The organism is Oceanisphaera submarina (assembly GCF_046521305.1).
GTDB lineage: Bacteria > Pseudomonadota > Gammaproteobacteria > Enterobacterales > Aeromonadaceae > Oceanimonas > Oceanimonas submarina.
On record NZ_JBKGFN010000009.1, the window covers coordinates 41,969 to 64,631 of the forward strand.

Sequence of the window (22,663 nt, forward strand, 5' to 3'; positions counted from 1 at the left end):
AAAGGACTCGGGTAGCACACCCTTTCGCCCTCCATCAACCGCGCTTGTTTACGGCAGCAGGCAGAGATCATGATTGATCACGCCTTTCATCCGAAGGGGGTAAGGGGTTCATAAAGGGCCAGTATTGGAGGGAATATGACGTGTCAAACTCTACTTTTCATTTCTTCCAGCCAAGTCGGAAAACGAGATCGAAGAAATATGATGCGACACCGCCAGATTGGCACCACAGACCTGCATATTTGAAAGGCCCAAAAATAAAATGCCGCCCTGACGGGCGGCATTAAGTGATGTTATTACATCATGAGGGGCGACTCGGATCAGATATCCAGATTCGCGACTTTCAGCGCGTTGGTCTCGATAAACTCGCGACGCGGCTCAACATGATCACCCATCAGAGTAGAGAACAGCTGATCGGCAGCTACCGCGTCTTCGATGGTGACCTGCAGCATACGACGGGAGCCGGGATCCATGGTGGTTTCCCACAGCTGATCCGGGTTCATCTCGCCCAGCCCCTTGTAACGCTGTACGTAGAGACCACGCTTGCTCTCGTGCATCAGCCACTCCAGGCCTTCGGCGAAGCTGGATACCGTCTTGGTCTTCTCGCCCCGCTTCACATAGCCGCCTTCTTCCATCAGATTGGCAATGCCGTTACCCAGGGAGACGATGCTGCGGTATTCACCGGAGGCAAAGAAGTCGTAGCTGATCGGGAATTCCCGCTCGATACCGTGCTGACGGACTTTCACCTTGGGCAGGTAGCAACTGCGCTCTTCGAAGAAGTCGTAATCCAGCAGATACTCGGCACCATTGGTATTGCTCCCTTCCAGCGACAGGTTGACGGCCGCGACCCAGTTCTTGACCAGCTCTTCATCGGTCAGGGCCTCCAGGGTCAGCTCGGGCTGGTAAATCAGCTCGTTGAGCACCAGCTCCGGCGCCCGACGGGACAGCCGGGTGATCAGCATCTGTACCTTGCGGTAATCATTGACCAGTTTTTCCAGGTGCTCGCCACCGATGGCCGGGGCCGATTCGTTCACGTGCAGGCTGGCACCATCCAGCGCCAGGCTGGTCTGATACTGCAGCATGGCATCTTCGTCTTTCAGGTATTGCTCCTGCTTGCCTTTTTTCACCTTGTACAGCGGCGGCTGAGCGATATAGATATAGCCTCGCTCGACAATTTCCGGCATCTGCCGGTAGAAGAAGGTCAGCAACAGGGTACGGATGTGAGCACCATCCACGTCCGCATCGGTCATGATGATGATGTAGTGGTAGCGCAATTTGTCCGGGTTGTATTCGTCCCGGCCGATGCCACAGCCCAGGGCGGTGATCAGGGTGGCCACCTCCTGAGAAGACAGCATCTTGTCGAAACGCGCCTTTTCCACGTTCAGGATCTTGCCCTTGAGCGGCAGAATCGCCTGGTTCTTGCGGTTACGTCCCTGCTTGGCCGAGCCCCCCGCAGAGTCACCCTCCACTATGTAGAGTTCGGACAGCGCCGGATCTTTTTCCTGACAGTCGGCCAGTTTGCCGGGCAGGCCGGCCAGGTCCAGAGCCCCCTTGCGGCGGGTCATGTCTCGCGCCTTGCGCGCCGCCTCCCGCGCACGGGCCGCATCGATGATCTTGTTGACCACGATTTTGGCGTCACCCGGATTTTCCAGCAGAAATTCGCTCAAGCGCTCGCCCATGGCCTGCTCGACCGCGGTTTTCACCTCGGAAGACACCAGCTTGTCTTTGGTCTGGGACGAGAACTTGGGATCCGGCACCTTGACCGAAATGACGGCGGTCAGGCCTTCGCGGGCATCGTCACCGGAGGCCGACGTCTTGGCCTTCTTGCTGTAACCTTCCTTGTCCATGAAGGTGTTCAGGGTACGGGTCAGCGCCGCCCGGAAGCCGGCCAGGTGGGTACCGCCATCCCGCTGGGGGATGTTGTTGGTAAAGCAGAAGATATTTTCCTGATAGGAGTCATTCCACTGCATCGATACTTCAACCGAGATACCGTCTTCACGCTCGCTGACGAAATGAAACGCCTTGGGGTGGATCGGGGTCTTGTTGCGGTTGAGGTATTCGACGAAAGCCTGGATGCCGCCTTCATACTCGAAGTGCACCTCCTTGTTCTCCCGCTCGTCGAGCAGGCGAATGGACACGCCCGAGTTCAGGAACGACAGTTCACGCAGCCGCTTGGCCAGGATATCGAAATGAAATTCGGTATTGGTAAAGGTTTCATGGCTGGGCCAGAAGCGGATCAGGGTACCCGATTTAACGGTATCACCCACGGCCACCAGCGGCGCCTGGGGCTCACCGTGCCGGTAGGTCTGCTCGTGTACCTTGCCGCTGCGCCATACGGTCAGCTGCAGCTTCTCGGACAGGGCGTTCACCACAGATACCCCCACGCCGTGCAGGCCGCCGGACACCTTGTAGGAGTTGTCGTCGAACTTGCCGCCCGCGTGCAGCACGGTGAGGATAACCTCGGCGGCGGAGCGGCCTTCTTCTTCGTGCATGTCGACCGGAATACCCCGGCCATCATCGGACACGGAAACAGAGCCATCCACGTGAATAGTCACGACGATGTCTTTACAGTGCCCGGCCAGGGCCTCATCTATCGAGTTATCCACCACCTCAAACACCATGTGGTGCAGGCCAGTGCCATCGTCTGTGTCGCCGATATACATGCCCGGACGTTTCCGGACCGCATCCAGACCTTTTAATACCTTAATACTCGAAGAGTCGTAAGTGTGTTCACTCATTGGCTTACTCGCACTCCTGGGTTTCGGTGATTTCACCCTGTTTCACGTGAAACAGCTTACTGTTATCCCGTGTGATCATCTGACTGAGCTGGGCCACATCGATAGCGGAAACAAATACCTGGGCACCCAGTTCGGTTAACCGGTGCGCCAGCAAAGCACGCTTGTGTTCATCCAGCTCAGACGCAAAGTCGTCGATCAGAAAAATGCAGTCCTGTCCGGACCGGGTTTTCAGATAAAGGCCCTGGGCCAGCCGCATGGCGCACACCAGCAACTTGAGCTGGCCGCGTGACAGCAGATCCTGCACCGGCATGCCCCGGGCCTTTATCCTGATCTCTGCCTTGTGCGGTCCGGACTGGGTGTAGCCCAGCCCCAGATCCCGTTCAAGGCCTTGCTCCAGTACCTGGGCCAACGTCATCTGCCGGTCCCAGCCACGAAAAAAATCGAACGAAAAATCATATTCAGGCAGAAAATCTGCCGCTATCAAGCGGATCACCGGCTCGATAGCCTCGGCATATTGCTGCCTGAATAGACTCAACTCTTCACCCACGCCGGCCAGTTGCCGATCCCAGTAACTCAATTCCCGACAAGGGCGTTGCTGTCGCAACAGCGCATTGCGCTGTTTGAGCAGCCGGCGAAACTGCCCCCAGACGGTAAAAAAGCGGGCATTGGAATAAAACAGTCCCCAATCCAGGTAGGCCCGCCGCAACTTGGGGCCACCGGTCAGTAGATTATACCCTTCCGGGTGGATCAACTGAATGGGCAGGATGTGTGCCAGGTCGGCTAATCGCTCGGCTGTACGGCCGCCGACCTTGAGCCGGGTATCGCCACCGCGGGTTTTACTCAGACCCACCGGCAGGCCGTCGTCATCCTGCTGCACCCGGGCAAAGAGTGTGAACGCCGGTTCACCCTGCCGGATTACCCGACCGGTAAGATGGGTACGAAAGGAGCGACCGAAGCCCAGATAATGAATGGCTTCCAGTATGCTGGTCTTGCCGCTGCCATTGGCCCCCACCAGCAAGTTGATACCGGCGGCCGGCACCAGGCGGCCATGATGGATATTGCGAAAGTCCTTCAGCTGTAGATTGAGCAGCGCCATGCTTACAATCGCATCGGCATCACTACGTACAGTGCGTCCCCGCTGTCCTCCGCCTCGATCAGACCACTGCTGCTGGCATCCTTGAGACTGACCTTGACCTTGTCGGACTTGAGGGTGCCGAGCACATCCAGCACATAGGAAACGTTGAATCCGATTTCCAGATCCGTGCCCTGATAATCCACATCCAGCACTTCTTCCGCTTCTTCCTGTTCCGGGTTGTTGGCGGTGATTTTCAGCACCTGTGCCTGCATGTTCAGCCGTACGCCACGGAATTTTTCGTTCGACAGAATCGCCGCCCGGGAAAAGGCCTGGCGCAGCTCTTCACGGCCGCAGATCAGGGTCTTGTCACACTCGCGTGGCAACACCCGGCGATAATCCGGGAAGCGACCATCCACCAACTTGGAGGTGAAGATAAAACCGGAGGTAACCGCCCGAATGTTGCTCTTGCCGATTTGCAGCCGTACATCCAGATCCTCATGCTCGAGCAGTTTGACCAACTCCAGCACCCCCTTGCGCGGCACTATTACCTGCTGGGCCGGCAACTCGTCGGCCAGCAGCTGACGCTGACAGGTCGCCAGGCGGTGGCCGTCGGTGGCCACGGTGCGCAGCCACTGACCGTCGGTTTCGAACAACATGCCGTTGAGGTAATAGCGTACGTCCTGAATGGCCATCGAGAACTGGGTCGATTCGATCAGCTTCTTCAGTGCCAGCTGGTTGATATCGAATTCCAGCTCGGAGCTCCATTCCTCGATATTGGGAAAGTCTTCCGCCGCCAGGGTGGACAGGTTGAAACGGCTACGCCCGGAACGCAGGATCAGCCGCTCCCCTTCCAGGGTAAATTTCAGTTCGGCGCCATCGGGCAGACCCCGGCAGATGTCCAGCATCTTGCGCGCCGGCACCGTGGTGCGACCGGCGGTCACGGCCCCTTGCAGTTCGACCCGCGCCACCATTTCGACTTCGGTGTCGGTCCCGGTCATCGACAGGGCATCGTTCTCGACGCTGAGCAGAATATTGTTGAGGATCGGCAGGTTGGGGCGGCCCCCCAGGGCACTGGATACCAATTGCAGGGGTCGCAGTATCGCTTCGCGGCTGATGGTAAACTGCATGGGGTTCTCCGATTCAGGAAGACAGGGTGCGGATAAGATTAGAATAATCTTCCTTTATATCATGACTCTCTTCCCGGAGCTGGCCGATTTTTCGGCAGGCGTGCAGCACCGTGGTGTGATCGCGGCCCCCGAAGGCATCGCCGATTTCGGGCAAAGAATGATTGGTCAGCTCCTTGGCCAGCGCCATGGCCAACTGACGCGGGCGCGCCACCGAGCGGGAGCGGCGCTTGGACAGGAGATCGGCCAGCTTTATCTTGTAGTATTCGGCCACCGTCTTCTGAATGTTGTCGATGGTCACCAGCTTTTCCTGCAGGGCCAGCAGATCGCGCAGCGCCTCGCGCACGAAGTCGATATTGATGGCCCGGCCGGTGAAATTGGCGTTGGCCATGACCCGGTTCAGCGCCCCTTCCAGCTCGCGCACGTTGGATCTCAGTCGCTTGGCGATAAAGAAGGCCACTTCGTCGGGCAGGCGCATCTTGTTCTCGTCGGCCTTGCGCATCAGGATGGCAACCCGGGTTTCCAGCTCCGGCGGCTCTATCGCCACCGTCAGGCCCCAGCCAAAGCGGGACTTGAGCCGGTCTTCGACGCCGTTGATCTCTTTGGGATAACGATCCGAGGTCAGGATAATCTGCTGGTTCCCCTCGAGCAGCGCATTGAAGGTATGGAAGAACTCTTCCTGCGAGCGCTCCTTGTTGGCGAAGAACTGAATATCATCGATCAGCAGGGCATCCACACTCCGGTAGTAGCGCTTGAATTCTTCGATGGCGTTATTCTGCAGCGCCTTGACCATATCCTGCACGAAGCGCTCGGAGTGCATGTAGATGACCTTGGCATCGGCCTTGCGGGCACGAATGCCGTTACCCACTGCGTGCAGCAGGTGAGTCTTGCCCAGACCGGTGCCGCCGTACAGAAACAACGGGTTATAGGCGCCCCCCGGATTATCGGCCACCTGACGGGCCGCGGCCCGGGCCAGCTGGTTCGACTTACCCTCGACGAAGTTGTCGAAGGTATAGTTGATGTTCATGTTGCTCTTGTAGGTGATCTGCGGCCGATCGTCGGCCTGCTCGATCCAGGAGGGGGTGTTCTGCACCCGGCTCTGAGTCTTGCCGCTGTTGCCACTGCTGCCGCTGTTACTGCTGCTGGTCACCAGGTTGACCGGCGTACGCTTTTTGCCCACCTCGAACTTCATCTGCGGGCAGTTGCTGCCGCAGAATTCACTCAGCAGGCCGTTGATCCGCAGCAGATACTTGTCCCGCACCCAGTCGAGCACGAAACGATTGGGGGCAAACAGGGTCAGGGTATTGTCGCCCAGCTCCGCCTGCAGCGGCCGGATCCACATACTGAATTCTGCCGAAGGCAATTCATCTTGTAGCCGGTTAAGACACTGCTGCCAAAGCATAGCGCTCATCAGAACTCCTGGAACAAAGGGATCAATCAAGGGGACGTTATTCTACTGAGCCAGAGGCGGGATCTCTAGCTGGATCGTCTCGATCCTGTAAAATATGATCCTTGACATCTGTGAATAACTTTCAACTTAATACACAGGATCCTTCGATTTATAAACAAGCTACCCACACAATGGCGGATCACTCGATCCGCCAAATCAAAGAAGCCAAACAGACTCCCCATGATCAATGGTCATGACCCCATACTCATATGTTAATTGAGCGATTCCGGACCCCTAGGCAGACTGAGATGCCATGTTAATTTAAGGTTGCGAAACCGGGGGAGTTCTATCCTGCCCCCAAGAAAGCACAAAAGGATACGCAGTACCCATCACGGAGTGATTGATAATATGTCATCGACCAACATCAGACCCCTAGTGTTCTGGCCCACCTTCCTGCTCTTGCTGGGTGCACTGCTCGCCAGCTACCTGAATCTGGATGCCTTTCTCACCACCACCAAATCCCTGAACAGCGCCATACTGGATAACTTTTCCTGGCTATTCAGCCTCGGCAGCCTGTATCTGCTGGTGCTGGCGGTGGTGATCTACTTTTCACCGCTCGGAAAAATCCGCATCGGTGGCGATCACGCCGAGCCGCTGCTGAGCCGCTGGCGCTGGTTTTCCATCACCCTGTGCACCACCCTGGCGGTTGGCGTGCTGTTCTGGACTACCGCCGAGCCGCTTTATCACCTGTTCGGACCGCCCGAAAGCACGGGGCTGGAAGCCGGCTCACCGGATGCCGCCCGCTTCGCCATGGCCACCATGTTCCTGCACTGGTCCTTTACCCCCTACGCCATCTACACCATTCCTTCATTGGTGTTCGCCCTTGCCTTCTATAACCAGCGCAAACGCTTCTCCATCGGCAGCATGCTGGAGCCGGTACTGGGCGCCCGCATTACCCGTCGCTTCGGTACCTTCATCGATGCAGTGGCACTCTATGCCCTGGTGGCCGGCATGGCCTCTTCCCTGGGTACCGGCGCCCTGACCCTGGCCGGCGGTGCCGGTCAGTATCTGGGCGGTGAAACCACCCCGCTGCGTCTGGGCATCATCATAGCGGTGATCGTGGCCACCTTCGTGTTGTCCGCCGCCAGCGGCCTGAAAAAAGGCATAGCGCGCATGTCGGCGCTGAACGCCTGGCTGTTACTGTTTCTCGGTCTGTTCATGTTCTGCTTCGGCCCCAGCATCTTCATGATCGCCCTGGGCACCGAATCTCTCGGTTTGTACCTGGATACCTTCTTTACCCGTAGCCTGTTCACCGGCGCCGCCGCCAGCGATCCCTGGCCCCAGTGGTGGAGCATTTTCTACTGGGCCGTCTGGTTTGCCTGGGCACCGGTTACCGCCTTGTTCCTCGGCAAGATTGCCCGTGGCTACACGGTCCGTGACTTCATCCGCATCAACCTGCTGTTTCCGTCCCTGTTCGCCATTACCTGGATCTGCATCTTCTCCGGCACCGCCATCTATCTGGACATGCAACAGGCGGCCGGCCTGAACGAGGTACTCAACAACGAAGGGGTGGAGCATGTGCTGTATCGGATTTTCGAGCAACTGCCGGGCAGCAATATCATGATAGTGCTGCTGCTGTTTATCGCCTTTATTTCCTATGTTACCGCCGCCGACTCCAACACCGATGCCATCGGTGGCCTCTGCACCCACGGCCTGACTGCCGACAGCAACCTGGACAGCAGCCTGGGTATCAAGGTGCTGTGGGGCTCTGTGATCGGCACCGTGTCCTGGGTAATGGTGTCCTTCGTCGGCCTCGACGGGGTCAAGATGCTGTCCAACCTGGGCGGCCTGCCCGCCATGTTCATTATCCTGCTGGCCAGTGGCTCTCTGTGGCACTGGCTGTCCAATCCGGCCCTGGTGACCATGTCACCCACCCCGGATCCGGCACCGGCCAGCGACACCTCATCATTTGAAGGAACACCGACCAATGCAAATCAAGCATGAGTTTCCCCGTCAGGTGCGTGAAATAGAGCACCTGATGATCCCCCTCAAGGACGGTACCCGCCTGGCCGCCCGCATCTGGCTGCCCGCCGACGCGGAGCAGCAGCCGGTGCCAGCCATCCTGGAATATCTGCCCTACCGCAAGCTCGACGGCACCGCGGTACGCGATGCCCTGACTCATCCTTATCTGGCCGGCCATGGCTACGCCTGTGTACGGGTGGATATTCGCGGCAACGGCGAGTCCGACGGCCTGATGCTGGATGAGTATCTGCAGCAGGAACAGGACGACGCGCTCGAGGTCATCGACTGGATCAGCCGCCAGCCCTGGTGCGACGGCAACCTGGGCATGATGGGCATCTCCTGGGGGGGCTTCAACAGCCTGCAGCTGGCGGCGCGCCGGCCCAAGCCGCTGAAGGCCATCATCACCATCTGCTCCACCGACGACCGCTACGCCGACGATGTGCATTTCAAGGGTGGCAACCTGCTGCTGGAAAACATGGGCTGGGCCGCCACCATGCTCAGTTTTTCCGCCGCCGTGCCGGATCCCCGCCTGGTGGGCGACGACTGGCAGGCCATGTGGAAGCACCGACTGGAAAACATGCCGCTGCTGGCCAGGCCCTGGCTTGAGCACAGCACCCGGGATGCCTACTGGGCCCATGGCTCCATCTGTGAGAACTACGAGGATATAGAAGCTGCGGTTTACTGCATCGGCGGCTGGGGCGATGCCTACCGCAACACCCCGGTGCGGATGATGGAACACCTCAAGTGCCCGAAGAAGGCACTGATCGGTCCCTGGATCCACAAGTATCCCCACTTCGCCATTCCGGATCCGGCCATCGGCTTTCTGCAGGAAGCGCTGCGCTGGTGGGATCACTGGCTGAAGGACATAGACACCGGCATCATGGACGAGCCCGAGTGCACCTTCTACCTGCAGGAGGCCCAGCCGCCTTCCGCCATGACCGCTTACCGCTCCGGCGACTGGGTACAGACCGACGGCTGGCCCGCCAGCCAGGTGGTGCAACGGCGGTTCAGCCTGACCGACAAGGGCCTGCAACCCGGAGAACATGCGCTGACCTCCGCCGCCGGTGTCTGTTCTCCGCTCACCACCGGCGTTCATGGCGGCGAGTACTGCGCCATCTGGTTCGGCCCCGACTTCCCTACCGATCAGCGCAGGGACGATGCCCTGTCCCTGTGTTTCGACAGCGTCCCCCTGAGTGAACCGCTGCCGCTGCTGGGCAACCCGAGGGTGGCACTCAGAGGCTCGGTGGATCAGAACTGCGGCCAGGTTACGGTGCGCCTCAGCGATGTGTCACCCGACGGCCGTGCCACCCTGATAAGCTACGGCACCCTGAACCTGGCACTGCGCCACGACAAGGCCGAACTGACCCCGCCGGTACCGGGCGAAGAGATGGACTTCGAGGTGGAGCTGGACAACATCGGCTACCGGGTACCCGCCGGTCACCGACTGCGTGTCGCCATCGCCACCGCCCATTTCCCACTGCTCTGGCCCAGCCCCAGGCTGACCACCCTGAGCCTGGTGCCCGGCCAACAGCGTCTAACCCTGCCGGTATACCAGGGCGAGGCTATCGACAATCCTTTCCTGTCGCCGGAATCCGCCCGACCGATCGACATGGAGTTCCTGCGCGAGTCCAGCCCCAAACGCACCATCACCGAAGACGTGGCCAGTGGCGAAGTCTGCGTGCGGGTGGACGACGACATGGGTACCTATCGCTTCCTCGAGCACGGTTTCTGGGTAGAACAAAAGGCCACCGAGGAATACCGCACCCGCCCCTATGAACCCGATGCGACCCAGGCCGATATTCACTGGCTGTACCGGGCCGGGCGGGATGACTGGGAGGTGCGGGTGGAGAGCGAGCTACACCTGGCCTGCGACGAGCAGTATTTCTACCTGAGTGCCCGGCAACAGGCCTGGCTTAATGGTGACGTGTTCAACGACAAGAGCTGGGAATACCGTATTCCACGGCTTGCCCAGTAGCCTTGAGAACCGGCCGGGAGTAAGGTAGGGGCTTATTCAGAACAGGACAGCCGCAGGAAACTGATATGTCCCAACGGATCAAGCCCCTACCTCCCCTTAATTGTCTGCAGGCCTTTGAAGCGGCGGCGCGCAGCCAGAGCTTCACCCATGCGGCGACCGAGCTCAGCCTGACCCAGAGCGCCATCAGCCGGCAAATCAAGCGGCTGGAGGAGTGTCTGGGTCGGCCGCTGTTTCATCGCGATGCCCTGGGTGTGGCCCTGACCCCGGCGGGAGAACGTTATTTTCAGCTGGTACAGCGGTTGCTGCGAGAGCTGGCCAGCGGCACCGCCGCCCTGACCCGACGTCAGGGCAGCCTGCAGCTGACACTGGCGTCCAGCCCTACCGTCGCCTCCATGTGGCTGACCCGCAAACTGCCCGAACTGCAACAACTGTATCCACAACTAGAAATCCGCATCCTGACCATGGCCGACCCCCGGCAACTGGATTTGAGCGAGTTCGATCTGGCGCTTTACTACCTGGTGCCCGGAGAAATGGAGCCGCCCGGCGTACAGATCACCCGTATCCTGGAACAGGAAGCAGTCATTGCCGTATGTAACGCCGGTTATCTGCAACAGGCCGGAGCTGTTACCAGCCCGCAACAGATGCTGCGCGAACATACCCTGCTGGAACTGGAAGACTACTTTCACGACTGGCTGACCTGGAAAGACTGGTTTGAGGCTATTGCAGCTCCTTACCAGACTCCCGCTCGTACCCTCAAGACCAACAGCTACCAGCTGCTGATGCAGGCGGCCCTGGCCGGTCAGGGCATCGCCCTCGGCTGGGCCCGCCTGCTGCAGCCCTATCTGCAGGAAGGTACCCTGGTGCAGGCCCTGCCCCACAGCATGCCCAGCAAGGGCTACCTGTGTCTGCTGGAACCCACTCACCGCCATCCATCGGTCGCGACCCGGATGTTCACCCAGTGGCTGCTGCCGAACAGGGACAGCTGAATGTTCCGAGTGACCACGAGAATACCGATTTGCGGATATTTCTTGTCCGGTCCCGTATCGATCAGGTTATTAAGTTGTAAAACACTGGCATGCTGCCTTTGGCTGGTATAAAAAGACCTTCATCATTTATGCTGTAGCGATGATGACTGCATCCGTTGCGGTCATGCCGTCGATCATCAGGAGAGTTACTCATGTTCAAATCCATCAAGCTGTTGGCTGCCGTCCTGGCCCTTTCCACTTCCCTGATCATGCCGGCCATGGCGGCCGATGCGGTCAAGGTCGGCATGTCTGGTCGCTACTATCCGTTTACCTTCGTTCAGCAGGACAAGCTGCAGGGATTTGAAGTCGATGTATGGAACGCCATCGGTGAGCGCCTCGATCGCGAAGTAGAGTTTGTAACCACCAACTTCTCCGGCCTGTTCGGCATGCTGGAAACCGGTCGCATCGACACCATTTCCAACCAGATCACCATTACCCCGGAACGGCTCGAGAAGTATGACTTCGCCGACCCTTATGTATACGACGGCGCCCAGATAGTGGTGCGCAAGGGCAATGACAGCATCCAGGGGCTGGAAGATTTGAAAGGCAAGAAGGTCGCGGTCAACCTGGGCTCCAACTTCGAACAACTGATGCGCAAGCATGACACCAGCAACGAAATCAATATCATTACCTACGAGACCAACCTGGAGCAGGACGTGGCGCTGGGTCGTACCGATGCCTTCGTGATGGACAGAGTCGGCTCCGCCCAGCTGATCAAGGAGGCCGGACTGCCGCTGCAACTGGCCGGCAAGCCGTTCGACACCATGGAAAATGCCTTTCCCTTCGTGAAAACTCCCGAACAGCAGGCACTGCTGGCCGAAGTGAACCAGGCCCTGGCCGAAATGCGTGCCGACGGCACCCTGACGCAAATTTCGGAGAAATGGCTGGGTGCGGACATCACCAGTAAATAAAGTATGCAATTCGATCTCGACTATACCCTGGCGCTGTTTCCGATCCTGTTCAGATATCTGGGCACGACCATGGAAATGGCGCTGCTGGGCTTTGTATTCGCCCTGATCATCGCCGGCCTGCTGGCGGTGATCAGAACCTTCGAGCTGCCGGTGCTCAACGCCCTGGCCAAACTGTTTATTTCTTTCTTTCGCGGCACCCCGCTGCTGGTACAGCTGTTTCTGCTGTATTACGGTCTGCCGCAGATCATGCCGATCTTCATCGGCCTCAATGCCTTCAGCGCCGCCGTCATCGGTCTGACCCTGCATTTTGCCGCCTACATGGCGGAATCGATTCGCGCCGCCATCCTGAGTGTGCACAAGAGCCAGATGGAAGCGGCCATGAGCATTGGCATGACCCGCGGTCAGGCCATGCGCCGTATCATACTGCCTCAGGCGGCACGCATCGCCACGCCATCGCTGATGAACTACTTCATCGACATGATCAAAAGCACCTCGCTGGCCTTCACCCTGGGGGTGGCCGAAATCATGGCCTCGGCCCAGAAGGAGGCGTCCAGCAGCTTCAAGTTTTTCGAAGCCTTTATTGCAGTCGCCCTTATCTACTGGGCCGTGGTGGTGTTCTTTACCTATTTGCAAACGCGACTGGAGCGGCGGCTGAACGCGGCCTATTAGGAGCACCATGATTACACTGCGTAACCTGACCAAGATCTATAACGGCCAGACGGTGCTTAACGACATCAGTCTGGATATCAAGAAAGGCGAAATCGTGGTGATACTGGGGCCCTCGGGCACCGGTAAGTCCACCCTGCTGCGCTGCCTGAACCTGCTGGAAACCCCGGAGGCCGGCACCCTGGACATCGACGGCTTCAACATCGATCTGGCCAGACACGGCGGCAAGGACGCCATAGCGCTACGCAAGCGCACCTCCTTCGTGTTTCAGAACTATGCGCTGTTTGCCAACAAGACCGCCCGCGACAACATCGCCGAAGGGCTGATCACGGTGTGGAACAAACCCAAGAGCGAGGCGCACGCCGAGGCGTTACGCATCCTGGGCAATATCGGGCTGGAGGATAAGGCCGACGCCTATCCGTCATCCCTGTCCGGCGGCCAGCAACAGCGGGTAGGCATAGGTAGAGCCATGGCCAGCCACGCCAAGGTGATGCTGTTCGACGAACCCACCTCGGCGCTGGATCCGGAATGGGTGGACGAGGTGCTGGGGCTGATGAAAAAGCTGGCACTGGCGCACCAGACCATGGTGGTGGTCACCCACGAAATCGGCTTCGCCCGCGATGTGGCCGACCGGGTGATCTTCATGGACGGCGGCCGCATCGTGGAGCAGGGCCCGCCCGCCGAGTTGCTGACCAACCCTCGGGATCCCCGCACCCGGGCCTTCTTGCGCAAGGTGCTGCCCGATCGGGACGAGAATGGTTAGCGGATCCTGTCACGGTAGGATCCCGCGCTTTTAGTTGCACGGACCTTCGGGGACTGTATAATCGCAGCCCCGCGATCGCTAAGGATCCCGGGATCGATCCCGCCCGGTAAAATACTTTGCCTTCGGGGTCGTCAATCAACACCATGTCGATTGACGTCATATACAGAACTGTTTAGAATTCGGCCTCTTTGGTGGGGCCGTCTCGGTGATGTTTATGCGTCTGTCGAGCACATGGTCAAACTGTATAGCAAACTGACACAGCGGTAATAACTACTATGAAACGCACTTTTCAACCTTCAAATCTGAAGCGCAAACGCAGCCACGGTTTCCGTGCTCGCAAGGCCACTGTAGGTGGTCGCAAAGTACTGGCCGCTCGTCGCGCCAAAGGTCGTGCCCGTCTGAGCGCCTAATGGCCCGGCATACCTTTACACGGGAGTTACGTTTGTTAACTCCCGCCCATTTCAAAAACGTCTTCGACAACCCCGTCAGAGCCGCCTCCCCACATCTCACACTTCTTGCCAAACCAAACGAACTGGGTCACCCCCGGTTGGGACTAGCCGTACCCAAAAAAGCACTCAAGCGTGCCGTTTGGCGCAATCGGGTCAAACGTGTTGCCCGCGAAGCCTTTCGCCTGAAGCAGCATAATTTGCCCAACGTTGATATTGTGGTGATCGCCAAGAAAGGCATCGGGGATGTGCCCAACGACGAGCTGTTCGAGCTGCTGGATAGGCTATGGCGCACGCTTTCTCGCCGCTGCAACGACTCAGCGTAGGCCTTATTCGCCTTTACCAGCTGGTTATCAGTCCTCTGCTCGGGCCCAGGTGCCGCTTCACTCCCACCTGTTCGCAATATGCCATTGAAGCCATCCGGCTCCACGGTTTTTTAAAAGGCGGTTGGTTAACCGTCAAACGTCTATTAAAATGCCATCCTTTAGGTCCAAGCGGCCACGATCCGGTCCCGACAAAGCGAAGAAAATAAACTATGGAATCTCAACGCAATATTCTTGTTATCGCTCTGCTGCTGGTGAGCTTCCTCATCTGGCAACAGTGGCAAACCGATAAGGCGCCACAGCCAGTGACGGCGCAACCAAACACCCAGACCAGCACCGGCGACGACAGCTTTGTTCCCGAAGCGGATCTGGCCGCTGGCGAAGTACCGACCGATGTCGTCCCGACCGCCAGTCGCCGTCTGGTGACCATCACCACCGACAGCCTCAAGCTGACCATCGACACTCGTGGCGGTGATGTGGTTCGTGCCGAGCTGCTGGAGCACGATGACGAACTGAATTCCGACGACAAGTTCGTGCTGCTCAGCAACGGCTCAAACTTCGTCAACGTGGCCCAGAGTGGCCTTATCGGTCGTGACGGCCCCGATGGCAACGCCAGCGGTCGCCCCGTCTATCATACCGAACAGACCAGCTACCAGCTGACCGATAGCCAGGACAGCCTGACCGTGCCCATGACCTTCACCAACGACAAGGGCGTGGCGTTCACCAAGACTTTTACCCTCAGCCGCAACAATCACGTGGTCAAGGTCGCTTACCGGATCGATAACCAGAGCGCCGAGCCGGTACAGGCCCAGCTTTATGGGCAGTTGAAGCAGAGCGAAGTCAACCCGAATGAAGAAGGCGGCAACATGCTGATGGCCTCCGCCTATCGCGGCCCGGCCTACTCCAGCAGCGAAACCCGCTACACCAAGTACGATTTCAAGAAGGTGCGCGAAGCCAACCTGAACCAGACCACCGAAGGCGGTTGGGTCAGCATGCTGCAGCACTACTTTGTGTCTGCCTGGATAGCGCCGAAGCAGGAACAAAATCAGCTGTACAGCCGTTCGCTGAACAACCAGGGCCAGGCCATCATCGGCTTCAAGGCACCGCTGGTCACGGTGGCACCGGGTAGCGAGCAGACCCTGACCGCCGATTTGTGGCTGGGTCCCAAGCTGCAGAACGAGATGGCTGCCGCCGCAGAAAACCTGGATCTGACCGTGGATTACGGCTGGCTGTGGTTCATCGCCCAACCGCTGTTCAAGCTGCTGCACTTCCTGCAAAGCTTCGTGGTCAACTGGGGTCTGGCCATAGTGCTGACCACCTTCGTGGTGCGCGGCATCATGTATCCGCTGACCAAGGCCCAGTACACCTCCATGGCCAAGATGCGCATGCTGCAGCCCAAACTGGCGGCCCTGCGCGAGCGTCATGGCGACGACCGCCAGAAGATGTCTCAGGGCATGATGGAACTGTACAAGAAAGAGAAGGTCAACCCGCTGGGTGGCTGCCTGCCGATTCTGGTACAGATGCCTATCTTCATCTCCCTGTACTGGGTGCTGATGGAGTCGGTAGAACTGCGCCACGCGCCTTTCTTCCTGTGGATTAACGACTTGTCGGTTCGTGACCCCTACTTCGTGCTGCCCATCCTGATGGGTGCCAGCATGTTCATGATCCAGAAGATGAGCCCGACCACGGTCACCGATCCGATGCAGCAGAAGGTGATGCAGTTCATGCCCATCATCTTTACCTTCTTCTTCCTGTGGTTCCCTGCCGGTCTGACCCTGTACTGGCTGGTGAGCAACGTGGTCACCATCACCCAGCAGTGGTATATCTTCCGCCAGCTGGAGAAGAAAGGCCTGCACAGCAAAGCCGCTTCCTAAGGCTGCTGCTGGCCGTCAGTGCCGGAAATCAATACACTGAAGGCGACCCCAGGGTCGCCTTTATTTTTTGTGACAAAATGACAGGCAAGATAGTGAAGAAGGCGGAAAAAGGGTTAGCTCCGCCGACACGCCGTAAACCCATCCCTGGGGGCTCGGACATGCCATCTGACCGCCAGGGATGGCGGGAATGCCAACATTGCAGGAGCCTTTGTTGGCCATGGCATGTCACGGTCGGCTGAGCTAATCCCTTTTACCTCCTCCTGACATGTGAGTGACCTGCATAATGTCACCCTTCGGCTTATGCACAGGCCAGTAGTTGTGGAGTAATAGAACAGATGTCGAACGATACCATAGTGGCCCAGGCCACCGCCCCCGGTCGGGGCGGTGTGGGCATAATCCGGGTTTCCGGCCCTCATACCGAGGCCGTGGCTCGGGCCGTGCTCGGCAAGGTGCCCGAAGTCCGCTATGCCGACTATCTGCCCTTCAGGGACGAACAGGGCCTGGTACTGGATCAGGGCATCGCCCTGCTGTTCAAGGGCCCCAACAGCTTTACCGGCGAAGACGTACTCGAGCTGCAGGGTCACGGTGGCCCAGTGGTGCTGGACATGCTGATCCGGCGCATCCTGAAACTGCCCGGTCTGCGTCCGGCCCGGGCCGGCGAATTCAGCGAACGGGCCTTCCTCAACGACAAGCTGGATCTGGCCCAGGCCGAGGCCATCGCCGATTTGATCGAGGCTTCCAGCGAGCAGGCCGCCCGCTCGGCGCTGCAATCGCTGCAGGGCGAGTTTTCCAATCACGTTCACGGCCTGGTGGAAGCTCTCACTCACCTGCGCATCTACGTCGAAGCGGCCATCGACTTCCCCGAAGAAGAAGTGGATTTTCTGTCGGACGGCAAGATCGCCGGCGAACTGTACGGCATCATGGACCGGCTGACCGAGGTCCAGCGCCAGGCGCGCCAGGGCTCCATCATGCGTGAAGGCATGAAGGTGGTGATCGCCGGCCGGCCCAATGCCGGCAAGTCCAGCCTGCTCAACGCCCTGGCCGGCAAGGAGTCGGCCATCGTCACCGACATCGCCGGCACCACCCGCGACGTGCTGCGCGAATATATCCATCTGGACGGCATGCCGCTGCACGTGATCGACACCGCCGGCCTGCGTGAGGCCACCGACGCGGTGGAGCGTATCGGCATAGAACGGGCCTGGAGCGAAATCGAACAGGCCGATCGCATCCTGTTCATGGTCGATGGCACCACCACCGACGCCCTGCACCCCAAGGACATCTGGCCCGACTTTGTCGACCGGCTACCGGCCCATATCGGGCTGACGGTGGTACGCAACAAGGCGGATCTGAGCGGTGAGCCGATGACGGTGGTCAGCGATGGCGAACACCCTGTGTATCCCATCTCCGCCAAGACCGGTCAGGGGGTAGCAGCACTCAAGGAGCACCTGAAAGCCTGCATGGGCTTTCAGGGCGGCACCGAGGGCGGCTTCAGTGCCCGCCGCCGCCACCTGGACGCCCTGCACCACGCCGATCAGCACCTGATCATGGCCAAGGAGCAGTTGGAAGTGTACATGGCCGGCGAACTGGTGGCCGAAGAACTGCGCCTGGCCCAGGAACAGCTGAGTCAGATCACCGGCGCATTCAGCTCGGATGACCTGTTAGGCAAAATTTTCAGCTCGTTCTGTATCGGGAAGTAAGCCCGGCACGGCCGCTAATGTTCATAGACATGAGCCGAATAAACAACGAATCGGCTCATTATTTGATAGAAAAGCGGTTACTCATGACGTCAGCCCGGAGCTGGCAGCGGCCAGACTGGCCCTTGTTCACCTGGAGTGAAGATGATTCCTGACCTGTTCGGGGGAAAGGGAGATGAACCGCATCGCAAAGCGCAGGCCAGTACGCTGTCGGAGCTCCCCACCCCTCGGCCGCGCGCCGCCAATTCCCCGGAGGCCTTGAAAATGTACCGGCAACGCTTCGGCAACGGCGGCAAAGCTTTGGCGCCGCTCTATGGCGTCGAGAGTCTGCAGTGCATCCAGGATGATAAGCGAAACTCTGGTTCAGTTTTCCTGATGATAAAGGTCAAATTGTTCCGCTGTTAGTTGCCAACCCCTTTAAATATAGTAATTCCATTGAACGGCAACACCGATGCTACCTGGGGATACTACATGAACAAAGATCTTATCCACCGCACTCTTGTCACCAACAACAGTCTTACCGGCCTGGCGCTTCGTCTTCCGGCCGGCGCCATTTTTGTGGCCCACGGCGCTCAGAAACTGTTCGGCAGCTTCGGCGGCTATGGTCTGGAAGGCACGGGGCAGTGGATGGCTGGCATTGGGTTGGAACCTGGCTACCTGATGGCACTGGCAGCGGGTAGTGCCGAGTTCTTTGGTGGTATGGCACTCCTCATTGGACTGCTGACCCGGCCCGCGGCCTTCATGCTGGCGATCACCATGCTCGTTGCCATCATCGGTGTCCACCTTCCCAATGGACTCTTCATGAGTAACAACGGGTATGAATTTGGCCTGGCCCTGCTCAGCATCTCGGTGGCATTGGTGTTTAACGGGGGCGGAAAGTGGTCGCTGGATGGCACGCTGAGTGACATGGCGAGTAAAGACAGCACTGAACGAGGCCGCTCGTCATCACCGAGCTCCGGCGTATAACGCCACGGCTCTCTCAATACCTATTATGCACAGCACAGGCGCGCCAGGGGAGATAAGCCCCCAGGCCAAGATACTCAAACACAAACGGAGGCACAAAATGGGACTGCTTGTAAATGGACACTGGGTTGACCGCTGGTACGACACCAAATCCAACAACGGTCGCTTCGCTCGCAGCGAGTCGCAATTTCGCAACTGGATCACCGCCGACGGGAGTGCCGGGCCTACCGGTGAAGCCGGGTTCAGGGCCGAGGCCGGACGCTACCATTTATACGTTTCCCTGGCCTGTCCCTGGGCACACAGAACCCTGATCTTTCGTAAATTGAAAGGGCTGGAGTCGATGATTTCGGTATCTGTGGTCAACCCGTTAATGGGTGAGCATGGCTGGACCTTTGCAGCGGACGACGGCGTGGTGGCAGACCCCATCTTCCAGGCCCGGTACATGCACCAGATCTATACCGCCGCCGACCCCGAGTACAGCGGCCGCGTAACCATTCCTGTGTTATGGGACAAGCAACAAAACCGGTTTGTCAGCAACGAATCTTCCGAGATTATCCGCATGCTGAACTCGGCTTTCGACGGCATTGGCGCCAAGCCCGGCGACTATTATCCAGAGGCGCTGCGCACCGAGATTGACAGCCTCAACGCCCGGATCTACGACCGGGTAAACAACGGTGTTTACAAGGCCGGGTTCGCCACCACTCAGGAAGCCTACGAGCAGGCGGTATTTCCCTTGTTCGAGACACTGGATGAACTGGACAAGCGGCTGTCGACACGGCGTTACCTGCTCGGCGAACAGATCACCGAAGCAGACTGGCGGTTGTTTACCACCCTTATCCGTTTTGATCCCGTGTATCACGGCCACTTCAAATGCAACCTGAAGCAGATTGAAGATTATCCGCATCTGGCCGGTTATGTGCGAGAACTGTACCAATGGCCTGGCGTGGCCGAGACGGTCAACATGAAACATATCAAAGAGCACTATTACCGCAGCCACGCCACCATCAACCCAACCGGCGTGGTACCGGCGGGCCCGGTATTGAATCTCGAGAGCCCGCATCAGCGCGAGCGACTCACGCAGCGCCAGGCCGACTGAGCAGCAAGTGAATCAGCCGCCCCGTACAGCACCCATCAACCCGGTTTTGAGGTCAAACATGCAAGCTCTACAGTTTTCAGCAACCGGCACCCTGGATTCACTGCAACTGAGCGACGTGCCAACGCCCGTGCCCGAAGCCGGCGAAGTCCTGATTGAGGTGCGGGCAACGGGCATCAATCCCAGTGATGTAAAGAACGTGCTCGGACGCTTTCCCTACACCACCACGCCTCGCATCCCCGGGCGGGATTTTTCCGGTGTGGTGGTGAACGGGCCGCCAGAACTTCAGGGGAAAGCGGTATGGGGCGGCACCGGCAAGGGCTTTGGTTTCTATCGTGACGGCAGTCATGCGCAATATGTGGTTGTTCCCGCCAATGCCGTCGCCCTGATGCCTGCGTCGCTTACCTTCGCCCAAGCCGCCACTTGCGGGGTTCCCTTTATCACCGCCTGGGATGCCCTCGAACGAAGTCAGGTTCAGGCGGGTACCCGTTTCCTCATCATAGGCGCCGGTGCCGTGGCCCAGGCCGCGCAAGCGCTGGGCCAGGCAAGGGGCGCCAATGTGGCATTGGCCGTGCGGCGTGCCGAGGTGGCGCAAGAGCTGCAAGCCCGGGGTATCAGTGCCTTTCAGCTACCGGATGCGGATCAACTGCCAGAGCAGGCGCGCGACCACTTTCAACGGCAAGCACCGGAAGTCATCTTCGATACCACCGGCTACTGGTTGTCGGCGGCGGTGAATACCCTCGATTCATTTGGACGCATCGCGGTCATTGCGGCACCAGAGGACGGGTTGAGCAATATGTCTGTGCTCAATCTGTACCGCCGCGGCGGCTCGATTATCGGCGTCAACTCACTGCTGTACCGCCTGGAAGATTGCGCGAGGATGCTTGAGCAAATAGCCGCCGCATTTGAGGGGGGCATACCGGTTTCGGACGGTTTTATCGAGCTGCCGCTTTCCGAGGCGGCCGCGGCCTACCATAGGGTCAATGAGGGTGGCTCCGAGAAGATTGTCCTGATCCCATAAGGTTCTGACAGCCCTTATTCACATGAAGCAGGTCACATGAAGAGGAGGCTCTGCAATGATCGAACTACGACCCCACCACGAACTGGGCGGCGCCCACCATGGCTGGCTGGACACCCGTCACCATTTCTCATTCGCCGAATATTACGATCCCGAGCGCATGCACTGGGGAAATCTCAGAGTCTGGAATGACGACACCATAGCGCCGCATACGGGTTTTCCGCGCCATCCGCACCGCGACATGGAAATCATCACCTATGTTCGCAAGGGCGCCATTACCCACCAGGATAGTCTCGGCAATCGGGGCCGAACCGAGGCCGGCGACGTACAGGTGATGAGCGCCGGAACAGGCATTGCACACAGCGAAATGAATGCAGAGGACGAGACGACGCAGATATTCCAGATCTGGATCATGCCCAATGAAACCGGCCTGCCACCGACCTGGGGTACCAAGCCATTTCCCAAGGGCGAGCGCAGCGGATCTTTTGTCACCCTCGCCAGCGGTCTGCCCGGTGACACCGGGGCGCTGCCGATCCGTGCCGATGCTCGTCTGATCGCAGCAACCCTTAAGGCCGGTAAAAGTGATGAATATCACATCGCTGCCGGCCGCCAGGTCTATTTGGTGCCGGCCAGCGGCCAGATCGAAGTAAATGGCGTGGTGGCCACTGCCGGCGACGGCATCGCCATTCGCGATGAACATCTGCTGAAGGTCAGAGCCCGGGAAGACAGTGAAATCGTGCTGGTGGACGTGGCATAAGCAAGGAGCCCGGCTTGTTGGTTCCCGGATATAGATTACATTGAAGAGGCGTGTTCCCGCCTCCCCGGACGCTGAGTGGAGATTTTCCGATGGGATTACTTGGCGATCTGATCGCCCGCATAACAAGAAGTACAGACACAAATCAAACCACACCGAAAGAGGACGCAAAAATGACTAAAGTTCTGGTTCTTTATTATTCCATGTACGGCCATATGGAAACGATGGCGCACGCCGTCGCCGAAGGCGCTCGTGCCGTCGCTGGAGTAGAGGTAACGGTGAAGCGTGTACCGGAAACCATGAATGTCGACGCGTTCAAGGCGGCCGGCGGCAAGGTTGATCAAGAGGCGCCCGTCGCCACGCCGGCGGAACTGGCAGAGTACGATGCCATCATCGTGGGCACACCCACTCGTTTCGGCAACATGTCGGGGCAGATGCGCACCTTCTTCGACCAGACCGGTGGTCTTTGGGCCAATGGCGGCCTGGCCGGCAAAGTAGCCAGCGTGTTCACTTCTACCGGCACCGGTGGTGGGCAAGAGATGACAATCACCTCTACCTGGACCACCCTGGCGCACCACGGCATGATCATCGTACCCATTGGCTATACCACGCCTGCGCTGTTTGATGTCTCCCAGGTCGGTGGCGGCACGCCCTACGGTGCATCGACCATTGCCGGCGGCGATGGCTCGCGCCAACCAGACGAGCGTGAGCTGGGTATCGCCCGTCACCAGGGTGAACATGTCGCTCAAATTGCAGCCAAGCTTAACGCTTAACAGGCCCTCTCAACGTCCCTGGAAGGATATACTCCTCCA

At 58.8% G+C, this 22,663-nt stretch carries 21 protein-coding genes; 17 read left to right on the forward strand and 4 right to left on the reverse strand.

Going from position 1 to position 22,663, the window contains the following annotated elements:
* Positions 1–317: 317 nt before the first annotated feature.
* The 4 genes from gyrB to dnaA are packed head-to-tail and all read right to left on the reverse strand — an operon-like array spanning position 318 to position 6,345.
* Positions 318–2,735 carry a DNA topoisomerase (ATP-hydrolyzing) subunit B gene (gyrB, locus tag ACLEIV_RS10145; RefSeq protein ID WP_410456536.1) on the reverse strand — a complete coding sequence of 806 codons (2,418 nt, stop codon included), beginning with the start codon at positions 2,733–2,735 and terminating at the stop codon, positions 318–320.
* Positions 2,736–2,739: 4 nt separating this feature from the next.
* Entirely contained in the window at positions 2,740–3,831 is a 1,092-nt protein-coding gene (gene recF, locus ACLEIV_RS10150; RefSeq protein WP_410456537.1) for a DNA replication/repair protein RecF, read from the reverse strand.
* Between the two features lie 2 nt (positions 3,832–3,833).
* On the reverse strand, positions 3,834–4,937 hold the full coding sequence (dnaN, locus tag ACLEIV_RS10155) for a DNA polymerase III subunit beta (RefSeq protein WP_410456538.1): 1,104 nt from the start codon (positions 4,935–4,937) through the stop codon (positions 3,834–3,836).
* Positions 4,938–4,950: 13 nt separating this feature from the next.
* Positions 4,951–6,345 carry a chromosomal replication initiator protein DnaA gene (dnaA, locus tag ACLEIV_RS10160; RefSeq protein ID WP_410456539.1) on the reverse strand — a complete coding sequence of 465 codons (1,395 nt, stop codon included), beginning with the start codon at positions 6,343–6,345 and terminating at the stop codon, positions 4,951–4,953.
* Positions 6,346–6,732: 387 nt separating this feature from the next.
* Between dnaA and ACLEIV_RS10165 the strand changes: the two genes are divergently transcribed.
* From ACLEIV_RS10165 to wrbA, 17 genes are all read left to right on the forward strand, one after another.
* Positions 6,733–8,328 carry a BCCT family transporter gene (locus ACLEIV_RS10165; protein ID WP_410456540.1) on the forward strand — a complete coding sequence of 532 codons (1,596 nt, stop codon included), beginning with the start codon at positions 6,733–6,735 and terminating at the stop codon, positions 8,326–8,328.
* Positions 8,312–10,321: a CocE/NonD family hydrolase gene (locus ACLEIV_RS10170; RefSeq protein WP_410456541.1), complete on the forward strand. Its 2,010-nt coding sequence runs from the start codon at positions 8,312–8,314 to the stop codon at positions 10,319–10,321. The genes ACLEIV_RS10165 and ACLEIV_RS10170 overlap by 17 nt, the downstream gene beginning before the upstream one ends.
* 65 nt (positions 10,322–10,386) lie before the next feature.
* A complete protein-coding gene (locus ACLEIV_RS10175; protein WP_410456542.1) occupies positions 10,387–11,307 on the forward strand; it encodes a LysR substrate-binding domain-containing protein in 921 nt (306 codons plus the stop codon).
* 191 nt (positions 11,308–11,498) lie between these two features.
* Positions 11,499–12,257 (forward strand): amino acid ABC transporter substrate-binding protein, encoded by a 759-nt coding sequence (locus tag ACLEIV_RS10180; protein ID WP_410456543.1) that lies wholly within the window; start codon positions 11,499–11,501, stop codon positions 12,255–12,257.
* A 3-nt stretch (positions 12,258–12,260) separates the two neighbouring features.
* Positions 12,261–12,926, forward strand: coding sequence for an amino acid ABC transporter permease (locus tag ACLEIV_RS10185; protein WP_410456544.1), 666 nt, complete (start codon positions 12,261–12,263; stop codon positions 12,924–12,926).
* A gap of 7 nt (positions 12,927–12,933) precedes the next feature.
* The gene (locus tag ACLEIV_RS10190; protein WP_410456545.1) at positions 12,934–13,686 is read left to right on the forward strand and encodes an amino acid ABC transporter ATP-binding protein; all 753 of its coding nucleotides are present in this window, start codon (positions 12,934–12,936) and stop codon (positions 13,684–13,686) included.
* A gap of 275 nt (positions 13,687–13,961) precedes the next feature.
* Positions 13,962–14,096: a 50S ribosomal protein L34 gene (gene rpmH, locus ACLEIV_RS10195; protein ID WP_188630650.1), complete on the forward strand. Its 135-nt coding sequence runs from the start codon at positions 13,962–13,964 to the stop codon at positions 14,094–14,096.
* Positions 14,096–14,458: a ribonuclease P protein component gene (rnpA, locus tag ACLEIV_RS10200; protein ID WP_104485617.1), complete on the forward strand. Its 363-nt coding sequence runs from the start codon at positions 14,096–14,098 to the stop codon at positions 14,456–14,458. Before rpmH ends, rnpA begins: the two co-directional genes overlap by 1 nt.
* Complete coding sequence (gene yidD, locus ACLEIV_RS10205; RefSeq protein ID WP_083399029.1) at positions 14,419–14,664, forward strand: membrane protein insertion efficiency factor YidD; 246 nt, start codon at positions 14,419–14,421, stop codon at positions 14,662–14,664. The genes rnpA and yidD overlap by 40 nt, the downstream gene beginning before the upstream one ends.
* 3 nt (positions 14,665–14,667) lie before the next feature.
* On the forward strand, positions 14,668–16,329 hold the full coding sequence (gene yidC / locus ACLEIV_RS10210) for a membrane protein insertase YidC (protein ID WP_410456546.1): 1,662 nt from the start codon (positions 14,668–14,670) through the stop codon (positions 16,327–16,329).
* A 335-nt stretch (positions 16,330–16,664) separates the two neighbouring features.
* Positions 16,665–18,026 carry a tRNA uridine-5-carboxymethylaminomethyl(34) synthesis GTPase MnmE gene (gene mnmE / locus ACLEIV_RS10215; protein WP_410456547.1) on the forward strand — a complete coding sequence of 454 codons (1,362 nt, stop codon included), beginning with the start codon at positions 16,665–16,667 and terminating at the stop codon, positions 18,024–18,026.
* Between the two features lie 141 nt (positions 18,027–18,167).
* A complete protein-coding gene (locus ACLEIV_RS10220) occupies positions 18,168–18,428 on the forward strand; it encodes a hypothetical protein (RefSeq protein ID WP_410456548.1) in 261 nt (86 codons plus the stop codon).
* 66 nt (positions 18,429–18,494) lie between these two features.
* Entirely contained in the window at positions 18,495–18,989 is a 495-nt protein-coding gene (locus tag ACLEIV_RS10225; protein WP_410456549.1) for a DoxX family protein, read from the forward strand.
* Between the two features lie 97 nt (positions 18,990–19,086).
* Positions 19,087–20,082 (forward strand): glutathione S-transferase family protein, encoded by a 996-nt coding sequence (locus ACLEIV_RS10230; protein ID WP_410456550.1) that lies wholly within the window; start codon positions 19,087–19,089, stop codon positions 20,080–20,082.
* A gap of 58 nt (positions 20,083–20,140) precedes the next feature.
* A complete protein-coding gene (locus ACLEIV_RS10235) occupies positions 20,141–21,100 on the forward strand; it encodes a quinone oxidoreductase family protein (RefSeq protein ID WP_410456551.1) in 960 nt (319 codons plus the stop codon).
* A gap of 55 nt (positions 21,101–21,155) precedes the next feature.
* Complete coding sequence (locus tag ACLEIV_RS10240) at positions 21,156–21,854, forward strand: pirin family protein (protein ID WP_410456552.1); 699 nt, start codon at positions 21,156–21,158, stop codon at positions 21,852–21,854.
* 170 nt (positions 21,855–22,024) lie between these two features.
* Positions 22,025–22,624, forward strand: coding sequence for an NAD(P)H:quinone oxidoreductase (gene wrbA / locus ACLEIV_RS10245; protein WP_410456553.1), 600 nt, complete (start codon positions 22,025–22,027; stop codon positions 22,622–22,624).
* Positions 22,625–22,663 lie beyond the last annotated feature (39 nt).